Annotated in this window: 22 protein-coding genes and 3 tRNA genes; 14 read left to right on the top strand and 11 right to left on the bottom strand. The window is 53.9% G+C overall.

The window, feature by feature from the left end:
* Window positions 1-111: 111 nt before the first annotated feature.
* The 5 genes from cysP (at window position 112) to cysM (ending at window position 4,951) form a co-directional block, all read left to right on the top strand.
* Window positions 112-1,125, top strand: a complete 1,014-nt coding sequence (gene cysP / locus FDW88_RS02110; protein ID WP_137361925.1) for a thiosulfate/sulfate ABC transporter substrate-binding protein CysP — start codon at window positions 112-114, stop codon at window positions 1,123-1,125.
* On the top strand, window positions 1,126-1,959 hold the full coding sequence (gene cysT / locus FDW88_RS02105) for a sulfate/thiosulfate ABC transporter permease CysT (protein ID WP_096756246.1): 834 nt from the start codon (window positions 1,126-1,128) through the stop codon (window positions 1,957-1,959).
* Window positions 1,959-2,834, top strand: a complete 876-nt coding sequence (gene cysW, locus FDW88_RS02100) for a sulfate/thiosulfate ABC transporter permease CysW (RefSeq protein ID WP_115257826.1) — start codon at window positions 1,959-1,961, stop codon at window positions 2,832-2,834. The genes cysT and cysW overlap by 1 nt, the downstream gene beginning before the upstream one ends.
* Window positions 2,824-3,921 (top strand): sulfate/thiosulfate ABC transporter ATP-binding protein CysA, encoded by a 1,098-nt coding sequence (gene cysA / locus FDW88_RS02095; protein ID WP_137361924.1) that lies wholly within the window; start codon window positions 2,824-2,826, stop codon window positions 3,919-3,921. Before cysW ends, cysA begins: the two co-directional genes overlap by 11 nt.
* Window positions 3,922-4,039: 118 nt before the next feature.
* Window positions 4,040-4,951, top strand: coding sequence for a cysteine synthase CysM (cysM, locus tag FDW88_RS02090; RefSeq protein ID WP_137361923.1), 912 nt, complete (start codon window positions 4,040-4,042; stop codon window positions 4,949-4,951).
* Between the two features lie 91 nt (window positions 4,952-5,042).
* On the opposite strand, the gene FDW88_RS02085 is transcribed toward cysM, so the two are convergent.
* Window positions 5,043-5,759, bottom strand: a complete 717-nt coding sequence (locus tag FDW88_RS02085; protein WP_135911643.1) for a type 1 glutamine amidotransferase — start codon at window positions 5,757-5,759, stop codon at window positions 5,043-5,045.
* Window positions 5,760-5,772: 13 nt separating this feature from the next.
* On the bottom strand, window positions 5,773-7,065 hold the full coding sequence (ptsJ, locus tag FDW88_RS02080) for a transcriptional regulator PtsJ (protein WP_137361922.1): 1,293 nt from the start codon (window positions 7,063-7,065) through the stop codon (window positions 5,773-5,775).
* 82 nt (window positions 7,066-7,147) lie between these two features.
* On the opposite strand from ptsJ, the gene pdxK reads away from it, so the two are divergent.
* Together pdxK and FDW88_RS02070 are read left to right on the top strand one after the other, a co-directional pair.
* Window positions 7,148-8,014, top strand: coding sequence for a pyridoxine/pyridoxal/pyridoxamine kinase (gene pdxK / locus FDW88_RS02075; RefSeq protein WP_135911645.1), 867 nt, complete (start codon window positions 7,148-7,150; stop codon window positions 8,012-8,014).
* Window positions 8,011-8,250, top strand: coding sequence for a cytoplasmic protein (locus tag FDW88_RS02070; protein WP_137361921.1), 240 nt, complete (start codon window positions 8,011-8,013; stop codon window positions 8,248-8,250). Before pdxK ends, FDW88_RS02070 begins: the two co-directional genes overlap by 4 nt.
* A 138-nt stretch (window positions 8,251-8,388) precedes the next feature.
* Here FDW88_RS02070 and crr read toward each other — a convergent pair whose 3' ends face one another.
* The 5 genes from crr to cysZ form a co-directional block, all read right to left on the bottom strand.
* Entirely contained in the window at window positions 8,389-8,898 is a 510-nt protein-coding gene (crr, locus tag FDW88_RS02060) for a PTS glucose transporter subunit IIA (protein WP_049841435.1), read from the bottom strand.
* Between the two features lie 40 nt (window positions 8,899-8,938).
* Window positions 8,939-10,666, bottom strand: a complete 1,728-nt coding sequence (gene ptsI, locus FDW88_RS02055; RefSeq protein ID WP_096756254.1) for a phosphoenolpyruvate-protein phosphotransferase PtsI — start codon at window positions 10,664-10,666, stop codon at window positions 8,939-8,941.
* Between the two features lie 45 nt (window positions 10,667-10,711).
* A complete protein-coding gene (gene ptsH, locus FDW88_RS02050; RefSeq protein ID WP_002913505.1) occupies window positions 10,712-10,969 on the bottom strand; it encodes a phosphocarrier protein Hpr in 258 nt (85 codons plus the stop codon).
* Between the two features lie 383 nt (window positions 10,970-11,352).
* Window positions 11,353-12,324, bottom strand: a complete 972-nt coding sequence (cysK, locus tag FDW88_RS02045; RefSeq protein ID WP_096756255.1) for a cysteine synthase A — start codon at window positions 12,322-12,324, stop codon at window positions 11,353-11,355.
* 163 nt (window positions 12,325-12,487) lie between these two features.
* The gene (gene cysZ, locus FDW88_RS02040) at window positions 12,488-13,249 is read right to left on the bottom strand and encodes a sulfate transporter CysZ (RefSeq protein ID WP_115257834.1); all 762 of its coding nucleotides are present in this window, start codon (window positions 13,247-13,249) and stop codon (window positions 12,488-12,490) included.
* A gap of 230 nt (window positions 13,250-13,479) precedes the next feature.
* On the opposite strand from cysZ, the gene zipA reads away from it, so the two are divergent.
* The 3 genes from zipA to FDW88_RS02025 all read left to right on the top strand — a co-directional run bounded on the left by zipA (window position 13,480) and on the right by FDW88_RS02025 (window position 16,776).
* The gene (gene zipA / locus FDW88_RS02035; protein WP_135911648.1) at window positions 13,480-14,469 is read left to right on the top strand and encodes a cell division protein ZipA; all 990 of its coding nucleotides are present in this window, start codon (window positions 13,480-13,482) and stop codon (window positions 14,467-14,469) included.
* 71 nt (window positions 14,470-14,540) lie between these two features.
* Window positions 14,541-16,556 (top strand): NAD-dependent DNA ligase LigA, encoded by a 2,016-nt coding sequence (ligA, locus tag FDW88_RS02030; RefSeq protein WP_137361920.1) that lies wholly within the window; start codon window positions 14,541-14,543, stop codon window positions 16,554-16,556.
* Between the two features lies 1 nt (window position 16,557).
* Window positions 16,558-16,776, top strand: a complete 219-nt coding sequence (locus tag FDW88_RS02025) for a DUF3820 family protein (RefSeq protein WP_045445890.1) — start codon at window positions 16,558-16,560, stop codon at window positions 16,774-16,776.
* Here the strand turns inward: FDW88_RS02025 and FDW88_RS02020 are convergent.
* A complete protein-coding gene (locus tag FDW88_RS02020; RefSeq protein ID WP_137361919.1) occupies window positions 16,773-17,771 on the bottom strand; it encodes a bile acid:sodium symporter family protein in 999 nt (332 codons plus the stop codon). The genes FDW88_RS02025 and FDW88_RS02020 overlap by 4 nt on opposite strands.
* A gap of 89 nt (window positions 17,772-17,860) precedes the next feature.
* Here FDW88_RS02020 and FDW88_RS02015 point away from each other — a divergent pair, with 89 nt between their 5' ends.
* The 4 genes from FDW88_RS02015 to FDW88_RS02000 all read left to right on the top strand — a co-directional run bounded on the left by FDW88_RS02015 (window position 17,861) and on the right by FDW88_RS02000 (window position 22,102).
* On the top strand, window positions 17,861-18,787 hold the full coding sequence (locus FDW88_RS02015; RefSeq protein ID WP_115257838.1) for a LysR family transcriptional regulator: 927 nt from the start codon (window positions 17,861-17,863) through the stop codon (window positions 18,785-18,787).
* Between the two features lie 181 nt (window positions 18,788-18,968).
* Entirely contained in the window at window positions 18,969-19,802 is an 834-nt protein-coding gene (gene xapA / locus FDW88_RS02010) for a xanthosine phosphorylase (protein WP_137361918.1), read from the top strand.
* Window positions 19,803-19,861: 59 nt separating this feature from the next.
* Window positions 19,862-21,118 (top strand): nucleoside permease, encoded by a 1,257-nt coding sequence (locus FDW88_RS02005; protein ID WP_137361917.1) that lies wholly within the window; start codon window positions 19,862-19,864, stop codon window positions 21,116-21,118.
* A gap of 99 nt (window positions 21,119-21,217) precedes the next feature.
* Window positions 21,218-22,102: a LysR family transcriptional regulator gene (locus FDW88_RS02000; RefSeq protein WP_137361916.1), complete on the top strand. Its 885-nt coding sequence runs from the start codon at window positions 21,218-21,220 to the stop codon at window positions 22,100-22,102.
* Between the two features lie 169 nt (window positions 22,103-22,271).
* On the opposite strand, the gene FDW88_RS01995 is transcribed toward FDW88_RS02000, so the two are convergent.
* From FDW88_RS01995 to FDW88_RS01985, 3 genes are all read right to left on the bottom strand, one after another.
* Window positions 22,272-22,347, bottom strand: a tRNA-Val gene (locus tag FDW88_RS01995).
* Window positions 22,348-22,393: 46 nt separating this feature from the next.
* Window positions 22,394-22,469, bottom strand: a tRNA-Val gene (locus FDW88_RS01990).
* Between the two features lie 46 nt (window positions 22,470-22,515).
* Window positions 22,516-22,591: transfer RNA gene (locus FDW88_RS01985), tRNA-Val, on the bottom strand.
* Window positions 22,592-22,684 lie beyond the last annotated feature (93 nt).

Genomic DNA, 22,684 nt, shown 5'->3' with positions numbered 1-22,684 from the left:
TTCTCTTTTCAACTTTCAAATCATCAAACGGTATATAAAACCGTTACTCCTTTTACTCCCGTTATAAATATGATGGCCATAAGAAAGTCATTAAATTTATAAGGGTGCGCAATGGCCGTTAACTTACTGAAAAAAAGAACTCTGACGCTGGCGGCGCTGCTGCTGGTCGGTCAGGCGCAGGCAACAGAACTGCTGAACAGTTCCTATGATGTGTCTCGCGAGCTGTTTGCCGCCCTTAACCCGTCGTTTGAACAGCAATTGGCGCAGGATAACGGCGGTGACAAGCTGACGATTAAACAATCTCATGCCGGGTCATCAAAACAGGCGCTGGCGATTCTGCAGGGGCTGAAAGCCGACGTCGTCACCTATAACCAGGTCACTGACGTGCAGATTCTGCATGACAAAGGAAAGCTGATTCCGGCCGACTGGCAAAGCCGTCTGCCAAATAACAGCTCGCCGTTCTATTCCACAATGGGCTTCCTGGTGCGCAAAGGTAACCCGAAAAACATCCATGACTGGAATGACCTGGTGCGTTCTGACGTCAAACTGATCTTCCCAAACCCGAAAACCTCCGGTAACGCGCGCTATACCTATCTGGCGGCGTGGGGTGCGGCGGCAAAAGCGGACGGCGGCGATAAAGCTAAAACCGAACAGTTCATGACCCAGTTCCTGAAAAATGTTGAAGTCTTTGATACCGGCGGTCGCGGTGCCACCACCACCTTTGCGGAACGTGGGCTGGGCGATGTGCTGATCAGCTTCGAATCGGAAGTGAACAATATTCGTAAGCAGTATGAAGCGCAGGGTTTCGAGGTCGTTATTCCTAAGACCAATATCCTCGCCGAGTTCCCGGTGGCGTGGGTCGATAAAAACGTGCAGGCCAATGGCACTGAGAAAGCGGCGAAAGCCTACCTGAACTGGCTGTACAGCCCGCAGGCGCAGACCATCATCACGGATTACTACTACCGTGTGAATAACCCGCAGGTGATGGACAAGCTGAAAGATAAATTCCCGCAGACCGAGTTGTTCCGCGTGGAAGATCAGTTTGGCGCATGGCCTGAGGTGATGAAAACGCACTTTGTCAGCGGCGGTGAGCTGGACAAACTGTTGGCGGCGGGGCGTAAGTAAATGTTTGCTGTTTCCTCCCGACGCGTGCTGCCCGGCTTTACCTTAAGCCTGGGCACCAGCTTACTGTTTGTCTGCCTGATATTGCTGCTGCCGCTCAGTGCGCTGGTGATGCAACTGGCGCAAATGAGCTGGGCGCAATACTGGGAAGTGATTACCAATCCGCAGGTGGTGGCAGCCTATAAGGTAACGCTGCTGTCCGCGTTTGTAGCCTCGATCTTTAACGGCGTGTTCGGCCTGCTGATGGCGTGGATCTTAACCCGCTATCGCTTTCCAGGTCGCACGCTGCTGGATGCGTTAATGGACCTGCCGTTTGCGCTGCCTACGGCAGTGGCGGGCCTGACGCTGGCCTCGCTGTTTTCGGTTAACGGTTTTTACGGCGAGTGGCTGGCGAAACTGGATATTAAAGTAACCTACACCTGGCTCGGTATTGCGGTCGCCATGGCGTTTACCAGCATTCCGTTCGTAGTGCGTACCGTACAGCCGGTGCTGGAAGAGTTAGGCCCGGAGTATGAAGAAGCTGCGGAAACGCTCGGCGCCACGCGCTTGCAGAGCTTTCGTAAAGTGGTGCTGCCGGAATTATCTCCGGCGCTGGTTGCCGGGATCGCACTTTCGTTCACCCGCAGCCTGGGGGAATTTGGTGCGGTTATCTTCATCGCCGGGAACATCGCCTGGAAAACGGAAGTCACTTCGCTGATGATTTTTGTCCGCTTGCAGGAGTTTGACTATCCCGCCGCCAGCGCGATTGCGTCGGTGATCCTCGGGGCATCGCTGTTGCTGCTGTTTTCGATTAACACCCTGCAGAGTCGCTTTGGTCGACGCGTGGTAGGTCACTGATGGCAGAGATTACCCAATTGAAACGCTATGGCGCGCCCCGCATCAACTGGGGGAAATGGTTTCTGATCGGCACGGGTATGCTGGTCTCCGCGTTCATTTTGCTGGTGCCGATGATTTATATCTTCGTGCAGGCGTTCAGCAAGGGATTAATGCCGGTATTACAGAACCTGGCCGACCCGGACATGCTGCACGCCATTTGGCTAACGGTGCTGATTGCGCTGATCGCGGTACCGGTGAACCTGGTGTTTGGCGTGCTGCTGGCGTGGCTGGTCACGCGCTTTAACTTCCCCGGTCGCCAGTTGCTGCTGACGTTGCTGGATATCCCGTTTGCCGTGTCGCCAGTGGTCGCCGGTCTGGTCTATCTGCTGTTTTATGGTTCCAACGGCCCTCTCGGCGGCTGGCTGGATGAGCACAACCTGCAGGTGATGTTCGCCTGGCCGGGAATGGTGCTGGTCACGGTCTTCGTCACCTGTCCGTTTGTGGTGCGTGAGCTGGTACCGGTGATGTTGAGCCAGGGCAGCAATGAAGACGAGGCGGCTATTCTACTTGGCGCATCCGGCTGGCAGATGTTCCGCCGCGTGACCTTGCCAAACATTCGCTGGGCGCTGCTGTACGGCGTGGTGCTGACCAACGCCCGCGCGATTGGCGAGTTTGGCGCGGTATCGGTGGTGTCCGGCTCGATTCGCGGCGAAACCCTGTCGCTACCTTTGCAGATTGAATTACTGGAGCAGGACTACAACACAGTCGGCTCCTTTACCGCTGCGGCGTTATTAACGCTGATGGCGATTGTTACCCTGTTTTTGAAGAGCATGTTGCAATGGCGTCTGGAGAACCAGGAAAAACGCGCGCAGCAGGAGGAAAATCATGAGCATTGAGATTGCCAATATTAAGAAGTCTTTTGGTCGCACCCAGGTGCTGAACGATATCTCACTGGATATTCCTTCAGGTCAAATGGTCGCGCTGCTGGGGCCGTCCGGTTCAGGCAAAACTACGCTGCTGCGCATTATTGCCGGGCTGGAGCATCAGTCCAGCGGGCATATTCGCTTTCACGGTACGGACGTCAGTCGTCTGCACGCTCGCGAGCGTAAGGTGGGGTTTGTATTCCAGCACTACGCGCTGTTCCGGCATATGACCGTCTTCGACAATATCGCCTTTGGTCTGACGGTACTACCACGTCGCGAGCGTCCGAATGCGGCGGCGATCAAAGTAAAAGTCACCAAACTGTTGGAAATGGTACAGTTGGCCCATCTGGCAGAACGCTTCCCGGCGCAGCTTTCCGGTGGTCAAAAACAGCGCGTGGCGCTGGCGCGTGCGCTGGCGGTAGAGCCGCAGATCCTGCTGCTCGACGAACCATTTGGCGCGCTTGATGCCCAGGTGCGTAAAGAATTGCGTCGCTGGCTGCGTCAGTTGCATGAAGAACTGAAATTCACCAGCGTGTTCGTTACCCACGATCAGGAAGAAGCGACGGAAGTGGCGGATCGCGTGGTGGTGATGAGCCAGGGTCATATCGAGCAGGCCGATGCGCCGGATCAGGTATGGCGTGAACCGGCCACCCGCTTTGTGCTGGAGTTTATGGGCGAAGTGAACCGCCTGCAGGGCACCGTACGCGGTGGGCAGTTCCACGTTGGCGCGCATCGCTGGCCGCTGGGATATACGCCCGCGTATCAGGGACCGGTCGATCTGTTCCTGCGTCCGTGGGAAGTCGATGTGAGCCGCCGTACCAGCCTCGATTCGCCGTTGCCGGTACAGGTGCTGGAAGCCAGTCCGAAAGGTCACTACACCCAATTAGTTGTCCAGCCACTGGGGTGGTATAGCGAGCCGCTGACGGTGGTGATGCAGGGCGATAACCCCCCAAACCGCGGTGAACGTCTGTTTGTGGGACTGCAAAATGCGCGTTTGTATAACGGTGAACAGCGGATTGAAACGCGTGAAACCGAACTTGCTCTGGCACAATCCGCCTGATAGGTTAATTCGCAAAGTTATCGCCCGGTGGCGCTATGCTTACCGGGCCTACGGGCTAAATCATGACCTGTAGGCCGGGTAAGCGTAGCGCCACCCGGCATTTTATTGAGCAGAAAACGTGAACACATTAGAACAAACAATTGGCAATACGCCTCTGGTAAAACTGCAACGTCTGGCGCCGGATAACGGCAGTGAAATTTGGATCAAGCTGGAAGGCAATAACCCGGCAGGGTCGGTAAAAGATCGTGCCGCGTTGTCGATGATTGTCGAAGCGGAAAAACGTGGAGAAATTAAGCCTGGTGATGTGCTGATCGAGGCGACCAGCGGCAATACCGGGATCGCGCTGGCGATGATTGCTGCGCTGAAAGGCTATCGTATGAAGCTGTTGATGCCGGACAACATGAGTCAGGAGCGTCGTGCCGCGATGCGCGCCTACGGTGCTGAGCTGATTCTGGTTAGCAAAGAGCAGGGCATGGAAGGGGCGCGCGACTTAGCCCTGGAGATGGCTCAGCGCGGTGAGGGCACGCTACTCGATCAGTTTAACAACCCTGATAATCCGTATGCGCATTACACCACCACCGGGCCGGAGATCTGGCAGCAAACCTCAGGCCGTATCACTCATTTCGTTTCCAGTATGGGCACCACCGGCACCATTACCGGCGTGTCACGTTTTCTACGCGAGCAGGATAAACCCGTGACCATCGTCGGATTACAACCGGAAGAGGGCAGCAGTATTCCGGGGATACGTCGCTGGCCCGCGGAATATATGCCGGGGATTTTTAACGCCTCGCTGGTGGATGAAGTACTGGATATTCATCAGGACGACGCTGAGAAAACCATGCGTGAGCTGGCGGTCCGCGAGGGTATTTTTTGTGGCGTGAGTTCCGGCGGCGCGGTAGCCGGTGCGCGCCGTATAGCAGAGCAAAACCCTGGTGCGGTTGTGGTGGCGATCGTTTGCGATCGCGGCGATCGCTATCTCTCGACCGGCGTGTTCGGTGAAGAGCATTTCAACCAGGGATTAGGGATCTAATTTGTTTGCCTGATAAGCGTAGCGCCATCAGGCAAACATACGACACGATCGCCGGATGATGACGTAAAGCGTGTTATCCGGCCTGCAATGTTCAATCGTTACGTTTTTCTACCAGCAGATCAAGGAACTGCCACAGTTTCTCGTTCATCTGCTGGTAGTTCCATTCACGCATTTCTGTAACGGATCGAATAAACGGTTTACCTTTGGCATCCGCCAGTTCCTGCTCTGAGTGCTGGATCAGCCCTTCAACCGCTTCGGCAGTGAACTCCATATGGCACTGGAAACCATAGACAAAATTACCGTACTGCACAATTTGTCGTGGGCAACCCTCGCTGGTGGCAAGAACCGTAGCCTGATCGGTTAACCCCGGCATATCGTTATGCCAGTGCCCGACCATCAGCGGTGAACCGAAGTGGGCGATCAGCGGATGCGTTTTACCTGCGTCGGTCAACGTAATGGGGTAATGACCAACCTCTTTTTCCGGGCTTTGACACACTCTCGCTCCCAGAGCCTCACCGATCAGCTGCGAACCGAGACAAATACCGACCACAATCTTACGCGCCGCAATCGCCTGGTTGATCAGGTGCTGTTCAGCCTGAGCATCAAAATATGGGCACTCTGCCAGCGTGGTACGCGGTGATTGCGGGCCACCGAAGACCACCAGCATATCGAAACCGTCGGTACTGGCGGGAACGGACTCTCCGGCGTAAACGCGCGACCAGCTGATGGCGTAACCGCGTTCTTCGGCCCATGGCAGATATGCGCCAGCAGATTCAAATGACTCATGAATAACAAAATGAACTCGCATGTATTCTCTCCGGTTAGCGCTTCAGCGCCTGATGAATATCAGCCGCCAGCCTGGTAATGTCGTGGTCGTCTAATGTTGACAGCGTAATGCGCAGGCCGTGTGACGGCGCATTGATGCCAAATACTTCGCCTTCTCGTACCAGCCAGCCGGCTTTCGCCAGCGCGAAAGCGAGCGACTGGCTGTGGGTCTGTAGCGGCAGCCACAGATTCAGACCATCGCCAGCGGCAAGTTCAATGCCCTGTTGCTGAAGGGCCTGGCTTAGCTTTTGTTGCTGAGAGGCGTAAAACTGCTGAGTCTGCACCAACGTGCGCTGATAGTTCTCATCACTCAGACAGGCGCAGGCCAAATCCTGCAACAGGTGGCTGACCCACTGACTGCCGGCGTTAAGCCGCAGACGCAGTTTTGCCGAGGTATCGGGATCGCTGGCAACGATGGCGAGGCGTAGATCCGGGCCTAATGTTTTTGACATCGAACGGATGACTGCCCAGTGTTTTGTCTGCGGCGCAATCACCGGATACAACGGGGATGCGGACAGCAGGGCAAAGTGATCGTCGATAATCACCAGCGTTTGCGGGTAACGTGACAGGATATCCTGCAACCGGGCGGAGCGGATAGCACTGAGGCTACAGCCGGTTGGATTGTGCGCGCGCGGGGTGATGATCACCGCCCGCGCTCCTTTCTGTAGCGCCAGCTCCAGCATGTCTGGCTGCATGCCTTCGCTGTCCACGCTGACCGGGCTTGCTGAGTACCCGGCATAACGCAGCATATTGATGCTGCTTAAAAAACAGGGATCTTCGACGGCGACGCTATCACCCGGCAGCAAATGGGCGCACAGTAGCCGTTCGATGGCATCAATGGCGCCGCTGGTAATATCAATTTCACCTGGGCCGGGCAGGACATCCTGCATCCATTGCGTCGCCCACGTCTTAAGCCCAGGGGAGACGACCTCGTCGCCATATAAGCGGGGGTGTTTATTTATTTTCGCGAAATAGTGACTCAGGTCGGGGAGGCGTGAAGGCGCAGGATTGCCGCCGGAAAGGTCGGTTAGCGGTGTATCCGGATTCCCCCCTTCCAGCGCAACGGGCGAGGATACGCCCTTGATTACCGTGCCGTTACGTCCCTGGCTAAGTGCCAGTCCGGTAGTGACCAGGCGTTTATAGGTCGCTGCGACAGTATTGCGATTAACGTTTAATACCGTTGCCAGATCCCTGACCGGCGGCAGCGTATCTCCTGCGACAAGTGCGCCTGTAGTGATATGTTGACGAATACTGTCAAAAATTTCGTTAGCGGTTTTTCCGTCGATCATTATTGACCTATGACAAAATGAATTTTAGCATATGACGATAATAGTGAGGCATCAGCCCGCTGTCCAGCGAGAGGAGAGGTTTATGGAGCAGGAGAGTGAAATACAGTCAGTGCTCTTCGACGACAAGCATCGGGCGTTACAAACCGATATCGTCGCCGTCCAGTCACAGGTGGTGTATGGCAGCGTAGGCAACAGTATTGCCGTGCCGGCCATTAAAGCGCATGGGTTACGGGTGACGGCGGTACCGACGGTGCTGTTCAGTAACACCCCACATTATGAAACCTTTTATGGCGGGATTATCCCCGGCGACTGGTTTAATGGTTATCTCACTGCTTTACATGAGCGCGATGCCTTACGTGAACTCAAGGCGGTAACGACCGGCTATATGGGAAGCGCAGAGCAGATAGCGCTGCTCGCACGGTGGCTGGAAACCGTTCGCGCCGCGCATCCAGAGCTGTGTATTCTGGTCGATCCGGTGATGGGTGATATCGACAGCGGGATGTACGTGAAGGCCGAGATTCCGGAGGCGTACCGCACGCACCTGCTCCCGCTGGCGCAGGGCGTGACGCCGAACGTGTTTGAACTGCAAATGCTGAGTGGAAAACCGTGTCGCACGCTCGATGAGGCGATTTTGGCGGCAAAATCTCTGCTCACCGACACGCTGAAATGGGTGGTAATCACCAGTGCACCAGCTGATGTCGAGGAGGTGATCAACGTGGCGGTGGTGACGGCTGAAACGGTTGAGGTGTTAGCCCACCCGCGGGTGAAAACGGACCTCAAGGGAACCGGCGATCTGTTTTGCGCTGAACTGATAAGCGGTATCGTTGCAGGAAAAGCGCTTACCGCCGCCACACATGATGCTGCGCAGCGTGTGCTGGAAGTGATGACCTGGACCCACCTGTGCGGGTGTGATGAATTAATTCTGCCACCGGCAGGGGAGGCGCGATGAAGAGTTATCGGTTGGTGGTTCGCCAGCATGGACGTTTAGTGGGGCATTTCGATACCAGCGGCACCGAGGCGCTGGAAGATATCTGCGTGGCGCGCGCGATATTTGGTATTGCCGGCGGATATGACTGTGAACTGCTGGTGGCGGATTCAGAAAGACGGATGCTGGAAAGCGGGCCTGAAGGGATGAAAATTTTGATGCGAGAAGCGTGTTACCGCCCGATGACCTCGCAGATTTAATGCCGGATAGTGGCGTGAACGTCTTATCCGGCCTACGGTGAGAGTTTCTTTGTAGGCCGGATAAGCGCAGCGCCATCCGGTAAAGTGCTGCCTGATTGCCGGATGGCAGCGTAAACGCCTCATCCGGCCTACGCAGAATTACTTCTTGATGCGGATAACCGGGGTTTCGCCCACGGTCACGCTACCGGACAGTTTGATCAGTTCTTTGATTTCGTCCATGTTGGAGATAACAACCGGCGTCAGGGTAGACTTGGCTTTTTCTTCCAGCAGTGCCAGATCGAATTCAATAACCGGGTCGCCCACTTTAACGCGTTGACCTTCTTCAGCAATACGCTTGAAGCCTTCGCCTTTCAGTTCAACGGTATCAATACCGAAGTGAACGAACAGCTCAATGCCGCTATCAGATTCGATAGAGAACGCATGGTTGGTTTCAAAGATTTTGCCGATGGTGCCGTCTACAGGGGCAACCATTTTGTTACCGGTTGGTTTGATAGCGATGCCATCACCAACGATTTTTTCAGCAAAAACTACATCCGGCACGTCTTCGATGTTGACGATCTCGCCAGAGAGCGGAGCTATAATCTCAATAGTTCCGGTGTCTTTCTTATCATCAGAAACCAGAGATTTCAGTTTATCGAACAAACCCATGATCTTCTCCTAAGCAGTAAATTGGGCCGCATCTCGTGGATTAGCAGATTGTTTTTTCTTCAATGAACTTGTTAACCAGCGTCATTAACTCGTCCGTTGTCGGTTGAGCAAGAGCCTGCTCTGCTAACACCTTCGCATCTTCGAAGTTCGTGTTACGGATAATCTTCTTAATGCGCGGGATAGAAATGGCGCTCATAGAGAATTCGTCCAGACCCATCCCCAGCAACAGAAGTGTAGCACGTTCGTCGCCTGCAAGCTCACCACACATGCCGGTCCATTTGCCTTCAGCATGAGAAGCATCAATAACTTGCTTGATCAGCGTCAGAACAGATGGCGACATCGGTTGGTAAAGGTGGGAAATCATATCATTACCACGGTCAACTGCCAGGGTGTACTGCGTTAAATCATTGGTGCCGATACTAAAGAAGTCAACTTCTTTGGCTAAATGACGTGCAATGGTTGCCGCAGCCGGTGTTTCCACCATCACGCCAATCTCAATGGTTTCGTCAAATGCTTTGCCTTCGTCACGCAGTTCCTGTTTGTAGATTTCGATCTCTTTGCGCAGTGCGCGTACTTCTTCAACAGAGATGATCATCGGGAACATGATGCGCAGTTTGCCGAAAGCAGAAGCACGCAGGATGGCACGAACCTGGTCACGCAGGATCTCTTTACGGTCCAATGCGATACGAATAGCACGCCAGCCCAGGAACGGGTTTTCTTCTTTCGGGAAGTTCATGTACGGCAGCTCTTTATCGCCGCCAATGTCCATGGTACGCACGATGACCGCCTGCGAGCCACAGGCTTCAGCAACGGCTTTATACGCAGCAAACTGTTCTTCTTCAGTTGGCAGCGAGTCACGGTCCATAAACAGGAATTCGGTACGATACAGACCCACGCCTTCAGCGCCATTACGCTCAGCGCCTTCAACGTCACGCACGGTACCGATGTTGGCGCACACTTCAACCTGATGACCGTCCAGCGTGATAGCTGGCAGATCTTTCAGCTTAGCGAGTTCCGCTTTCTCGGTAGCAACTTGCTCCTGAACGGCGCGCAGTTGCTCAATAACGTCGTTGGTTGGATTGACGTAAACCAGATTGTTTACGGCATCCAGAATCAGATAGTCGTCGTTTTTCACCTGAGAGGTGACGCTGCCGGTACCCACGATGGCAGGCAGTTCCAGAGAACGCGCCATGATTGAGGTATGGGAAGTACGTCCACCCGCGTCAGTGATGAAACCCAGCACCTTATTCAGGTTCAGCTGTGCGGTTTCTGACGGTGTCAGATCGGCGGCAACCAGGATAACTTCGTCCTGAATAGCGCTCAGGTCAATAATTGCCAGACCCAGGATGTTACGCAGCAGGCGTTTACCGATGTCACGTACGTCAGCCGCACGTTCTTTCAGGTATTCATCATCCAGCTCTTCCAGAGCGGTGGCCTGACCTTCGATAATTTCATGCGCAGCTGCGTCAGCCGTCATGTGCTTATCTTTAATCAGGGCTATGATTTCCTGCTCCAGCTCCTCATCTTCGAGCAGCATGATATGCCCTTCAAAGATGGCTTCTTTTTCTTCACCGAACGTTTCACCAGCTTTGGTTTTGATCGCTTCCAGTTGCGCAGATGCCTTGGCACGACCGCTCAGAAAACGTTCAACTTCCTGATCAACCTTGTCGGCAGAAATTTTTTTCCGGTCAATGACGATTTCGTCTTCTTTCAGCAGCAGTGCTTTGCCGAAAGCGATACCCGGGGATGCTAAAATGCCTGAAATCATAACCCTACCTTACTTGTGACTGATATTGAAAAGAACTCGTTGAACTTACTCGAGTTCAGCCATCAGTTTAACCAGATGCTCAACTGCTTTCTGCTCGTCTTCGCCTTCTGCGGAAAGGGTAACAACGGTGCCCTGAGTCAGGCCCAGAGTCTGCAGTTTAAACAGGCTTTTGGCGCTAGCGCTTTTGCCGTTGGAAGTCACAGTAATTTCAGACGTAAAGCCTTTTGCTTCTTTAACGAACTGAGCAGCAGGGCGAGTATGCAGACCGTTCGGAGCGGTAATGGTAACTTCTTGCTGGAACATTATATTTCCCCAACTTATAGGTTTAGTGTTGTGGAACTAAAGTCTAGCCTGGCGGCTCAACTTTAGCCTGTATTGTTAGCGTCGACCTAAACAGGTCGCGACACAAAAGGAGTTCGGTGCAATCCGTTGCGGGCAACTTCTTGCCACTGACGTTTCTTTCGTCATTAAACATTATGCCGCGAAAGGAAGAATTGAACCAAATCATTAAATCGATTCAGCTCGCGCTTTTCCTGTAACGATTAATTTCGCGCATCAAAATAATTAGTTTGGTTAAATACCAGTTCCGGCGGGTTGAATCAATGCCAGGTGGGGCGAAACTTTGAAGCAGGCCACAAAAAAGCACCCAAAAGGGTGCTTTTTTACGCGTTTTTAACATGCTGGCATTACTGTTGCAGTTCTTTCTCAGTAAAGAGATCGGCAAACAGTGCAGTGCTCAGATAACGCTCACCCGATGACGGTAGAATAACCACTATATTCTTATTGGTAAAGCTTTCATCTTCCTGGAGTTTAAGCGCGGCAGCAACTGCGGCTCCTGAAGAGATACCTGCCAGAATACCTTCTTCTTCCATCAAGCGACGCGCGGTAGAGATAGCCTCGTCGTTAGTGATGGCGACCACTTTATCAATCAGTTTCAGATCGAGGTTGCCCGGAATGAAACCAGCGCCAATGCCCTGAATTTTATGTGGGCCGGGCTTGAGTTCTTCACCCGCCAGCGCCTGAGCGATGACCGGAGAATCTGTCGGTTCCACGGCAACGGTGATCAAATCCGTTTTGCCTTTGGTCCCTTTGATATAACGGGAAACGCCGGTCAGCGTACCGCCGGTGCCAACGCCGGAGATAAACACATCCACCTGACCATCGGTGTCTTCCCAGATTTCCGGGCCGGTGGTTTTTTCGTGAATTTCCGGGTTAGCCGGGTTACTGAATTGCTGAAGCAGCAGGAATTTTTCCGGATTGCTGGCAACAATTTCTTCTGCTTTCTGAATCGCGCCCTTCATGCCTTTTGCGCCTTCAGTTAGCACCAGATTTGCACCCAGCGCTTTCAGCAGCTTACGACGCTCAATGCTCATCGTTTCCGGCATCGTCAGGGTCAGCTTGTAACCGCGCGCGGCAGCAACGTAGGCCAGGGCAATACCGGTGTTACCGCTGGTCGGTTCAACCAGTTCAATACCCGGTTTCAGCACACCACGTTTTTCGGCATCCCAAATCATATTGGCACCGATACGGCATTTGACGCTAAAGCTCGGGTTGCGTGATTCTACCTTCGCCAGAATGCGTCCGTTACCGATACGGTTCAGTCGAACCAGCGGCGTATGACCGATAGTCAGCGAGTTGTCTTCAAAAATCTTACTCATGGCCTGTCCTTAACTGTATGAAATTGGGATACCGCATCAGCATACCTGTTGAGAAAGTATGGGGAAGTAAGGAAATCGCATATCTATATGCTGATGAGAAATAATGCCTTGCAGTATGGAATAAGAGCGGGCATAAGACGGCCCGCATTTACACATTTTTGCATTACTTCCATAACGCGTGCTTAGCACGATAGCAATCTACCCACATCGCGGTGGCACCGCAAACGGCAACCGGCATGATAAACATGTTAAGCACCGGGATCAGGGTGAACAGGCTGGTCAGCGCGCCAAACTGCATATTGGTGACTTTGCGCGTGCGCAGGGCGGTACGCATCTCTTTGAACGGCACTTTGTGGTTATCAAACGGGTAATCACAATATTGGATAGCCAGCATCCACGCGCTAAACAGGAACCACAGTACTGGCGCAACGGTCTGTCCAATGCCGGGGATAAAATAGAGCAGCAGCAGTACGACTGCGCGCGGAAGGTACCAGGCCAGTTTTTGCCATTCACGTTTCATAATACGCGGAACATCTTTCATAATACCGAGCACGCCGGTGTCGGGTGGCGTTGCGCCGGTCAGTCGCGCTTCCAGTTGTTCAGCCAGTAAGCCGTTAAACGGTGCCGCGATCCAGTTGGCAAGCGTGGAGAAAAAATAGCCAAATACCAGCAGCACGGAGAATGTCACAATGGGCCACAGCAAATAACTGAGCCACTGTAGCCAGTCCGGAACATGACTCATTAGAGCGGGTATCCAGCTATCCAGTTGGCTAAATAACCACCAGAACGCGCCCCCCATCAGCAAAATGTTCACCAGCAACGGCAGGAGAACAAAGCGACGGATCCCCGGTTGGCTGATGAGCTTCCATCCCTGAGAAAAATAATAAAAACCGCTGCGTGGTACACTTGCAGATGATGAAACCATAGTCGGGACATGCTCCTTGTGGTCTAAGTCCAGGTCAACTTCGCGTATATTACCGGGTTGTTGAGCGTTAGGCTGTTCAGAAATGTTCGAAAAAACAGCAAAAAGCACGATTTTATTCATCTTTATGCTGTGAAAGCCAAGAGTACACTTGCACTAGACGTAATCGGCAAATACTCTTAGTGAGTAAATGTTTGCCGTGGTGGCAAGGTGTTAGAACAACAGAGAATATAATGATGCAGGATTTGCGTCTGATATTAATCATTGTTGGCGCGATCGCCATAATCGCTTTACTGGTACATGGTTTCTGGACTAGCCGTAAAGAACGGTCTTCTATATTCCGCGATCGCCCACTGAAACGCATGAAGTCTAAACGTGATGACGAGGATTCTATCGACGATAACGTCGAGGAAGACGAAGGCGTGGGCGAAGTCCGCGTACATCGTGTGAATCATGCTCCCGGCAGCGGTCAGGAACATGGTGTTCCTCCTCAGTCGCCGCAACACCAGTACCAGCCGCCTTATGCGTCTGCTCAGCCGCGTCAACCCGCGCAGCAGCCCGCTCAAGCGCCGGTACCGCCGCCGCATGTTCAGCCTGTGCAGCAGCCTGTACAACCGGTGTCGCATCAGCCTGTACCACAGCAGCCGATGCAGCACCAGCCGGTCGCGCCGCAAGTTCAGCAGCCGGTGCAGCATGCGCCACAGCCTGCTCCGCAGGCCTTCCAGCCAGCCGAGCCTGTCGTTGAGCAACCGCAGCCAGAGCCGGTCGTTGAGCCAGCGCCCGTTGTGGAAAAACCGCAGCCTAAAGAAACGGTCATTATTATGAACGTGGCGGCACATCATGGCAGCGAACTCAATGGCGAAGTGCTGCTCAACAGCATTCAGCAGGCAGGCTTTAAATTTGGCGATATGAATATTTTCCATCGTCATCTGAGCCCCGATGGCAGCGGCCCGTCACTGTTCAGTCTGGCCAATATGGTGAATCCGGGGACATTCGACCCTGAGATGACCGGCGATTTCACTACGCCTGGCGTGACTATCTTTATGCAGGTGCCGTCCTACGGGGACGAGCTGCAAAACTTTAAGCTGATGCTGCAGTCAGCGCAGCACATCGCCGATGAAGTGGGTGGTGTGGTGCTCGACGATCAACGTCGCATGATGACGCCGCAGAAACTGCGCGAGTATCAGGACCGCATCCGCGACGTTATAGAATCTCACGCCTGATTGCCCTCTGGCGTGACATCTCCTTTCTGAACCCCCGCCTGTCGGGGGTTTTTTATCATTGATGGTGCGATATGGAATCAATCGAACAACAACTGACAGAACTGCGAACCACGCTTCGCCATCATGAGTATCTTTACCATGTGATGGACGCACCGGACATTCCCGATGCGGAATATGATCGCCTGATGCGCGAACTGCGTGAACTGGAAGCTCAGCACCCGGATCTGATTACGCCCGACTCGCCGACGCAACGCGTCGGTGCGGCTCCGCTGGCGTCCTTCAGTCAGATACGTCATGAAGTGCCGATGTTGTCGCTGGACAACGTATTTGATGAAGAGAGTTTTCTCGCGTTCAATAAACGCGTACAGGACCGACTGAAGAGTACGGATAAGCTGACTTGGTGCTGTGAACTAAAGCTGGACGGTCTGGCGGTAAGCATTCTGTATGAAAACGGCGTGCTGGTCAGCGCGGCAACGCGCGGTGATGGCACGACCGGTGAAGACATTACCTCGAATGTGCGTACCATTCGCGCGGTCCCGCTCAAGCTGCGCGGCGACAATATTCCAACGCGTCTGGAAGTACGTGGCGAAGTTTTTTTGCCGCAGGCGGGTTTTGAAAAAATCAATGAAGACGCGCGTCGTACTGGCAATAAAGTGTTTGCTAACCCACGTAACGCGGCAGCCGGTTCATTACGCCAGCTCGATCCGCGTATCACGGCGAAGCGACCGCTGACCTTCTTCTGCTATGGCGTCGGCGTGCTGGAAGGGGGTGAACTGCCGGATACCCATTTGGATCGTTTGCTGCAATTCAAAGCGTGGGGACTTCCGGTCAGCGACAGGGTCACGCTGTGCGACTCTCCGGAGGAAGTACTTGCTTACTATCATCAGGTTGAAGCAGACCGACCAACGCTCGGCTTCGACATTGACGGCGTGGTGATTAAGGTCAACTCGCTGGCGCTGCAGGAGCAACTGGGCTTTGTGGCCCGTGCGCCGCGCTGGGCGGTGGCGTTTAAGTTCCCGGCGCAGGAACAGATGACCTTTGTGCGCGATGTTGAGTTTCAGGTCGGACGTACCGGGGCGATTACGCCCGTCGCTCGCCTTGAACCGGTACAGGTAGCGGGGGTGCTGGTCAGTAACGCCACGCTGCACAACGCCGATGAAATCGATCGTCTGGGTTTACGCATTGGTGACAAGGTGGTGATTCGCCGCGCGGGTGATGTGATCCCGCAAGTGGTGAACGTGGTGCTTTCCGAGCGCCCCGAAGAGACGCGTGAAATCGTCTTCCCAACCCATTGCCCGGTGTGTGGTTCTGACGTTGAGCGTGTGGAAGGTGAAGTCGTTACCCGCTGCACCGGTGGTCTCATTTGCGGTGCACAGCGTAAAGAATCCCTCAAGCATTTTGTTTCGCGTCGGGCGCTGGATGTGGACGGCATGGGCGATAAGATTATCGATCAGCTGGTCGAGAAAGAGTATGTCCATATGCCAGCCGATCTGTTCCAGTTAACAGCCGGTAAGTTGACGGGGCTGGATCGCATGGGGCCGAAGTCGGCACAAAACGTGGTCAATGCGCTGGAAAAAGCCAAACAAACCACGTTTGCCCGCTTTCTCTATGCGTTGGGTATCCGTGAAGTGGGCGAAGCCACGGCCGCAGGTCTGGCAAGCTATTTCGGTACGTTGGATGCGCTGGAAGCGGCGTCTATTGAGGAGCTACAAAAAGTCCCTGACGTCGGCATTGTGGTTGCCACTCACGTGTTTAACTTCTTTGCCGAAGAGAGCAACCGTGAGGTCATTGGCCAGCTACTGGCACAGGGCATTCACTGGCCTGCGCCGGTGGTCATCAACGCTGAAGAGATCGACAGCCCGTTTGCCGGGAAAACGGTGGTACTGACGGGAAGCCTGAGCCAGATGTCGCGCGATGACGCCAAAGCCCGGTTGACCGAACTGGGGGCGAAAGTGGCGGGCAGCGTGTCGAAGAAAACCGATCTGGTGATTGCCGGTGAAGCCGCAGGCTCCAAGCTTGCCAAAGCACAGGAGCTGGGCATTGCTGTGATTGATGAAGCGGAGATGATCCGCTTACTGGGCGCCTGAGATGGAAAAAGAGCAACTGATTGACATCGCTAATACCGTCATGCCCTTTGGCAAATACAAAGGGCGTCGGTTGATTGATGTGCCGGAAGAGTATCTGCTGTGGTTTGCCCGTAAGGATGAATTTCCACCGGGCAAACTAGGCGAGCTGATGCAAATTACGTTGCTGATTAAAACTGAGGGGCTGACGCAGCTGGTACAGCCCCTAAAACGTCCGCTTTAAGCCTTTGCGGCGCGGCCTTCCTGCTGCGCCTGCAAGGCGTCAGTTTGTCGCTTATAGCGACGAGCCAGCACTGCGCAGACCATCAGCTGGATTTGATGGAATATCATCAACGGCAGCACCATCATGCCGATCACCGACGTCGGGAACAGAATGTTTGCCATGGGGATCCCGTTCGCCAGGCTCTTTTTCGACCCGCAGAATACAATGGTGATTTCATCGGCCTTATTGAAACCGCATTTACGCGCCACAAAGACATTTATCCCGATCACAATAGCCAGCAGTACGACGCTGACTACCACGATAAACAACAGTGAACCTACCCCGACTTTGTGCCAGATCCCATTCACCACGGCTTCGCTGAAGGCAGAATAAACCACCAGCAGAATCGAAGACTGGTCCGTTTTAGCGATCCATTTTTTATGTTGTGACACCCAGTTACCAATCCACGGGCGTGAAAGATGCCCCAGCACGAACGGCAGCAGCAGTTGCAGCATAATTTTACCCACCTGCTCAAGGCTGCCTTCTGCGCCATGCATATTCATCACCAGACCGACCAACAACGGTGAGAGAAAAATACCCAACAGGCTGGAGGCGGAGGCAGAGCACACGGCGGCGGCCACGTTACCACCGGCCAGCGAGGTGAAGGCAATCGCCGACTGCACCGTGGCAGGCAAAATGCACAGATACAGGAAACCCGTGTACAGCATCGGATCGACGTTAACCGGTGCCCACCAGGCAAACAGCACGCCCAGCACCGGGAAGACGACAAAGGTGCTGCACATCACCCACAGATGCAACCGCCAGTGGCTACCGCCGGCAATAATGGCTTCTCGTGAGAGTTTGGCCCCATGCATAAAGAACAGCAGGGCAATCGCTGCGGTGGTTAACCCTTCAAAGAAAGGGACAAATCCACCCTCGGCGGGAAAAAAAGAAGCCAGTAACACAACGGTAATCAGCGTCAACGTGAACGGATCGAGGATACGAAAAAGTTTCATAAAAGCTCCTGGAATTCGGTCGTACTAGTTTGCGTTTTTCTGTTTGAGAAATAAAATTGATTTATTGCATCCATATATGAATTAAATCGATGAATTACTCTCTGCGTCAACTGCGTATTTTTGTCACCGTCGCTCGGGCCAAAAGCTTTAGTCGGGCGGGGGATATCATCGGCTTAAGCCAGTCGGCGGTGAGCCACAGCGTAAAAGAGCTGGAAGGGCAGACGGGCGTGCGTCTGTTGGACAGGACCACACGAGAGGTGGTGCTTACCGACGCCGGACAACAGCTGGCAGCACGCCTTGAGCGTATCCTGGATGAGCTGCACAGCACGCTGCGCGAAGCCGGGCAGGTTGGCACGCAGCTCACCGGTACAGTTCGTGTCGCGGCCAGCCAGACCATCTCTGCCCATCTTATTCCCCAGTGTATTGCCCAGAGTAATGCGCTTTATCCTGCGATCGATTTTGTCCTGCATGACAGGCCGCAGCAGTGGGTACTGGAAAGTATTCGTCAGGGGGAAGTGGATTTCGGCATTGTTATCGATCCGGGTGCGGCAACGGACCTGCAGTGTGAAGCGGTGCTGTCGGAACCCTTCCTGCTGCTGTGTCGGGAGGATCATCCTTTAGCCGAGCGGGAGTGGGTTAATTGGCAGGATCTCCTGCACGAACGTCTGGTGTTGCAGGATTACGCCTCTGGTAGCCGACCGCTGATTGATGCGGCACTGGCCCATTTCTCCATTGATGCCAACATTGTGCAGGAGATAGGCCACCCGGCAACGCTCTTTCCGATGGTCGAAGCGGGGATTGGTATCAGCGTACTGCCCGCGCTGGCGCTCCCCCTGCCGCAGGGCAGCCATTTGCAGGTCAAACGTCTGACGCCGGTGGTTGAACGACAGCTGATGCTGGCTCGACGTAAAAATCGCTCTTTATCGACCGCCGCTCAGGCATTGTGGGACGTCGTGCGCACACAGGCCAGTGAATTAACCGCCGGTCGTGCGCGGGATCCGCTGTATCAGTTATAAGCCCCCTCCATGCCATTTCCGGCAGGAGAATAATGTGAAGTTGGGCGGGTTTAGCGCAACTCATCAATACCGATTTACTATCGTTCGACGGGAAAAACTGTATTGGTAATCGATTGCGTAGTCTCGTTATAACATCGGGGTACGCTACGTTATTTCGATTACTCAGTTTTAAGGACATCTCATGAGCCACACTCTTTTCTCTCAGAATCCCTGGTATAGCGCCGATATCATTCGTGGTTATAAACCTGACTTCACGCCACGCGTGGCGTTTATTCTCGGCTCCGGGCTGGGCGCGTTGGCCGAGCAAATCGAGGATGCGGTGGCGATCTCTTACGAGAAGCTGCCAGGGTTCCCGGTCAGCACCGTACATGGACATGCGGGGGAACTGGTGCTGGGGAATCTGGCTGGCGTTCCTGTGGTCTGCATGAAAGGGCGTGGGCACTTCTACGAAGGTCGCGGCATGACGGTGATGACCGATGCTATTCGTACCCTTAAACTGCTGGGCTGCGAACTGCTATTTTGCACCAACGCGGCGGGCTCTTTACGTCCTGAAGTCGGTCCGGGCAGCCTGGTGGCGCTCAGCGATCACATTAATACCATGCCAGGCACGCCAATGGTTGGACTCAACGATGAGCGTTTTGGCGAGCGTTTCTTCTCGCTGGCGAACGCCTACGATGCAGACTACCGTGCGATCCTGCAAACCGTAGCGAAAGAAGAGGGATTCCCGCTGAGCGAAGGCGTATTTGTCTCCTATCCGGGACCGAACTTTGAGACGGCGGCAGAAATTCGCATGATGCAGATTATTGGCGGTGATGTGGTTGGTATGTCGGTGGTCCCTGAAGTTATCGCTGCACGTCACTGTGAATTGAAGGTGGTTGCGGTTTCTGCCATCACCAACCTGGCAGAAGGGCTGGGGGATGTGAAGTTATCCCATGCCCAGACGTTGGCGGCGGCGGAACTCTCCCGACAGAACTTCATCAATTTGATCTGCGGCTTCTTGCGTAAGCTGGCCTGAATAAAAACGATAACTGACCCCGCTTGCGGGGTCTTACTTTTTTGGCAAGGAACGGAAAAATGGGTATCGCCTCACGCTTAAAGCTCATGTCGTTTTTGCAATATTTCATCTGGGGAAGCTGGTTGGTGACCCTGGGTTCTTACATGATCAACACCCTGCATTTTACCGGTGCCAACGTGGGTATGGTTTATAGCTCGAAAGGGCTGGCGGCGATTATTATGCCTGGCATCATGGGGATCATCGCTGATAAATGGTTGCGCGCCGAACGCGCCTACATGCTGTGTCACCTGGTGTGCGCGGGTGTGCTGCTGTATGCCACCACCGTGACCGATGCAGATACCATGTTCTGGGTGATGCTGATTAACGCCATGGCTTATATGCCGACGATTGCGTTGTCGAACAGCGTCTCATACTCCTGCCTGGCGCAATCCGGCCAGGATCCGGTCACGGCTTTCCCGCCGATTCGCGTGTTTGGCACGATTGGCTTTATTGTGGCTATGTGGACGGTAAGCCTGATGGGACTGGAACTGAGCAGCGCCCAGCTGTATATCGCCTCCGGCGCCTCATTACTGCTGGCGATGTACGCGTTTACCTTACCGAAAATCCCGGTTGCTGAGAAGAAAGTGGCAACGACGCTTGCTGGAAAGCTGGGACTGGATGCGTTTGTGCTGTTTAAAAATCCGCGTATGGCGATATTCTTTCTCTTTGCCATGATGCTGGGGGCGGTACTGCAAATCACCAACGTCTTTGGTAATCCGTTCCTGCATGATTTTGCCCGTAACCCTGAATTTGCTGGCAGCTTTGTCGTGAAGTATCCCTCTATTTTGCTGTCGGTGTCGCAGATGGCGGAAGTGGGCTTCATTCTCACCATTCCGTTCTTCCTCAAACGCTTTGGGATTAAAACGGTGATGCTGATGAGCATGCTGGCGTGGACGTTGCGTTTTGGTTTCTTTGCGTTTGGCGATCCGTCACCGTTTGGCTTTGTGCTGTTACTGATGTCGATGATCGTTTACGGTTGCGCGTTTGATTTCTTCAACATATCCGGATCGGTGTTCGTCGAGCAGGAAGTCAGTTCCAACATTCGCGCCAGCGCACAGGGGCTGTTTATGACCATGGTGAACGGCGTCGGGGCGTGGGTGGGTTCAATTCTGAGCGGCATGGCGGTGGACTATTTCTCCGTCGATGGCGTGAAGGACTGGCAAACCATCTGGTTGGTGTTTGCGGCTTATGCGCTGGCGTTGGCCGTCATTTTTGCGCTGTTCTTCAAATACAAGCATGAGCCGGAAAGGTCCGCGCAGAAATCGCTGGCACATTAATCCTTACCTGCGGTGGGCGAATGCTGCCCGCCGTTTTATGTTCTGTGATGCAATGTGGTAACTTTGCGCATTATCCTTCTCCGCTGGAGCGCATTACTCATGGAACGCACGCATCGTATCGATCTGAAGTTACTGCGTTATTTTCTGGCAGTCGCAGAAGAACTGCATTTTGGACGTGCGGCTGCTCGCCTGAATATGTCACAACCCCCGCTAAGTATTCATATCAAAGAGCTGGAACAGCAGCTCGGCACACTGTTGTTTATCCGGCATTCCCGTAGCGTGACCTTAACCCACGCCGGAAAAATTCTGATGGAAGAGTCACGCCGCCTGTTATCCAGCGCTAACCAGGCGCTGGCACGCGTGGAGCAGATTGGCCGCGGTGAGGCAGGGCGAGTCGAACTGGGCGTAATAGGCACGGCGATGTGGGGAAAAATGCGCCCGGTGATGCGGCGATTTTTGAAAGAGAACCCGAACGTTGAGGTTCTGTTTCGCGAAAACATGCCGGCAATGCAGATGACGCTGCTGGAGCGGCGTGAGCTGGATGCGGGGATTTGGCGGATGGCGACAGCACCCTCGCCCGGATTTACCAGCCTGCGCTTGCATGAGTCTTCATTTTTGGTGGCGATGCCGGAAGAACATCCGCTGAGCGCTCATGACGCCGTGCCGCTGGAAGCACTGCGTAATGAATATTTTGTCACGATGCCTTCCATTCATACTGACTGGGCATTTTTGCAGCGTGTGTGCCAGAGCGCCGGATTTTCACCGATGATTATTCGTGAGGTGAGGGAGCCACAAACGGTGCTGGCGATGATCAGTATGGGGATTGGTATTACGTTAATTGCAGATAGTTATGCGCAGATGAACTGGCCTGGCGTGGTATTCCGCCCGCTGGAAGAACGCATTCCTGCTGATTTATATATTGTGTATGACCAACAGCAGGCAACACCTGCGCTGGAGAAACTGGTTGGGGCATTGACGATGTGATGTGTGCCGGATGGCGACTGACATTTTATCCGGCCTACAACGACGTAGACCGTTGGCCTGATAAGCGCAGCGCATCAGGCAGAGAATGGCTGAATTGTTAAATTCTACGCATAGCAAAAAGGCGCCTTTAGGGCACCTTTTTACATAGAAAATCCAGCTGGCGAGAAAGTGGTGGGTGATGACGGGATCGAACCGCCGACCCCCTCCTTGTAAGGGAGGTGCTCTCCCAGCTGAGCTAATCACCCACTTCGGTACTTCATATTTTGACAGAAAATCCAGCTGGCGAGAAAGTGGTGGGTGATGACGGGATCGAACCGCCGACCCCCTCCTTGTAAGGGAGGTGCTCTCCCAGCTGAGCTAATCACCCACTTCGGTACTTCATATTTTGACAGAAAATCCAGCTGGCGAGAAAGTGGTGGGTGATGACGGGATCGAACCGCCGACCCCCTCCTTGTAAGGGAGGTGCTCTCCCAGCTGAGCTAATCACCCACTTCTCAATTTTCTGTTCTACACGGCGGAGACTACATAAAGTAGTTGGTGGGTGATGACGGGTTCGAACCGCCGACCCCCTCCTTGTAAGGG

It is taken from the genome of Citrobacter sp. wls829 (genome assembly GCF_005280825.1).
Lineage (GTDB): Bacteria > Pseudomonadota > Gammaproteobacteria > Enterobacterales > Enterobacteriaceae > Citrobacter > Citrobacter gillenii.
Note: the sequence above shows the minus strand (reverse complement) of the source record. Positions and strands in the feature narration are given on the sequence as shown.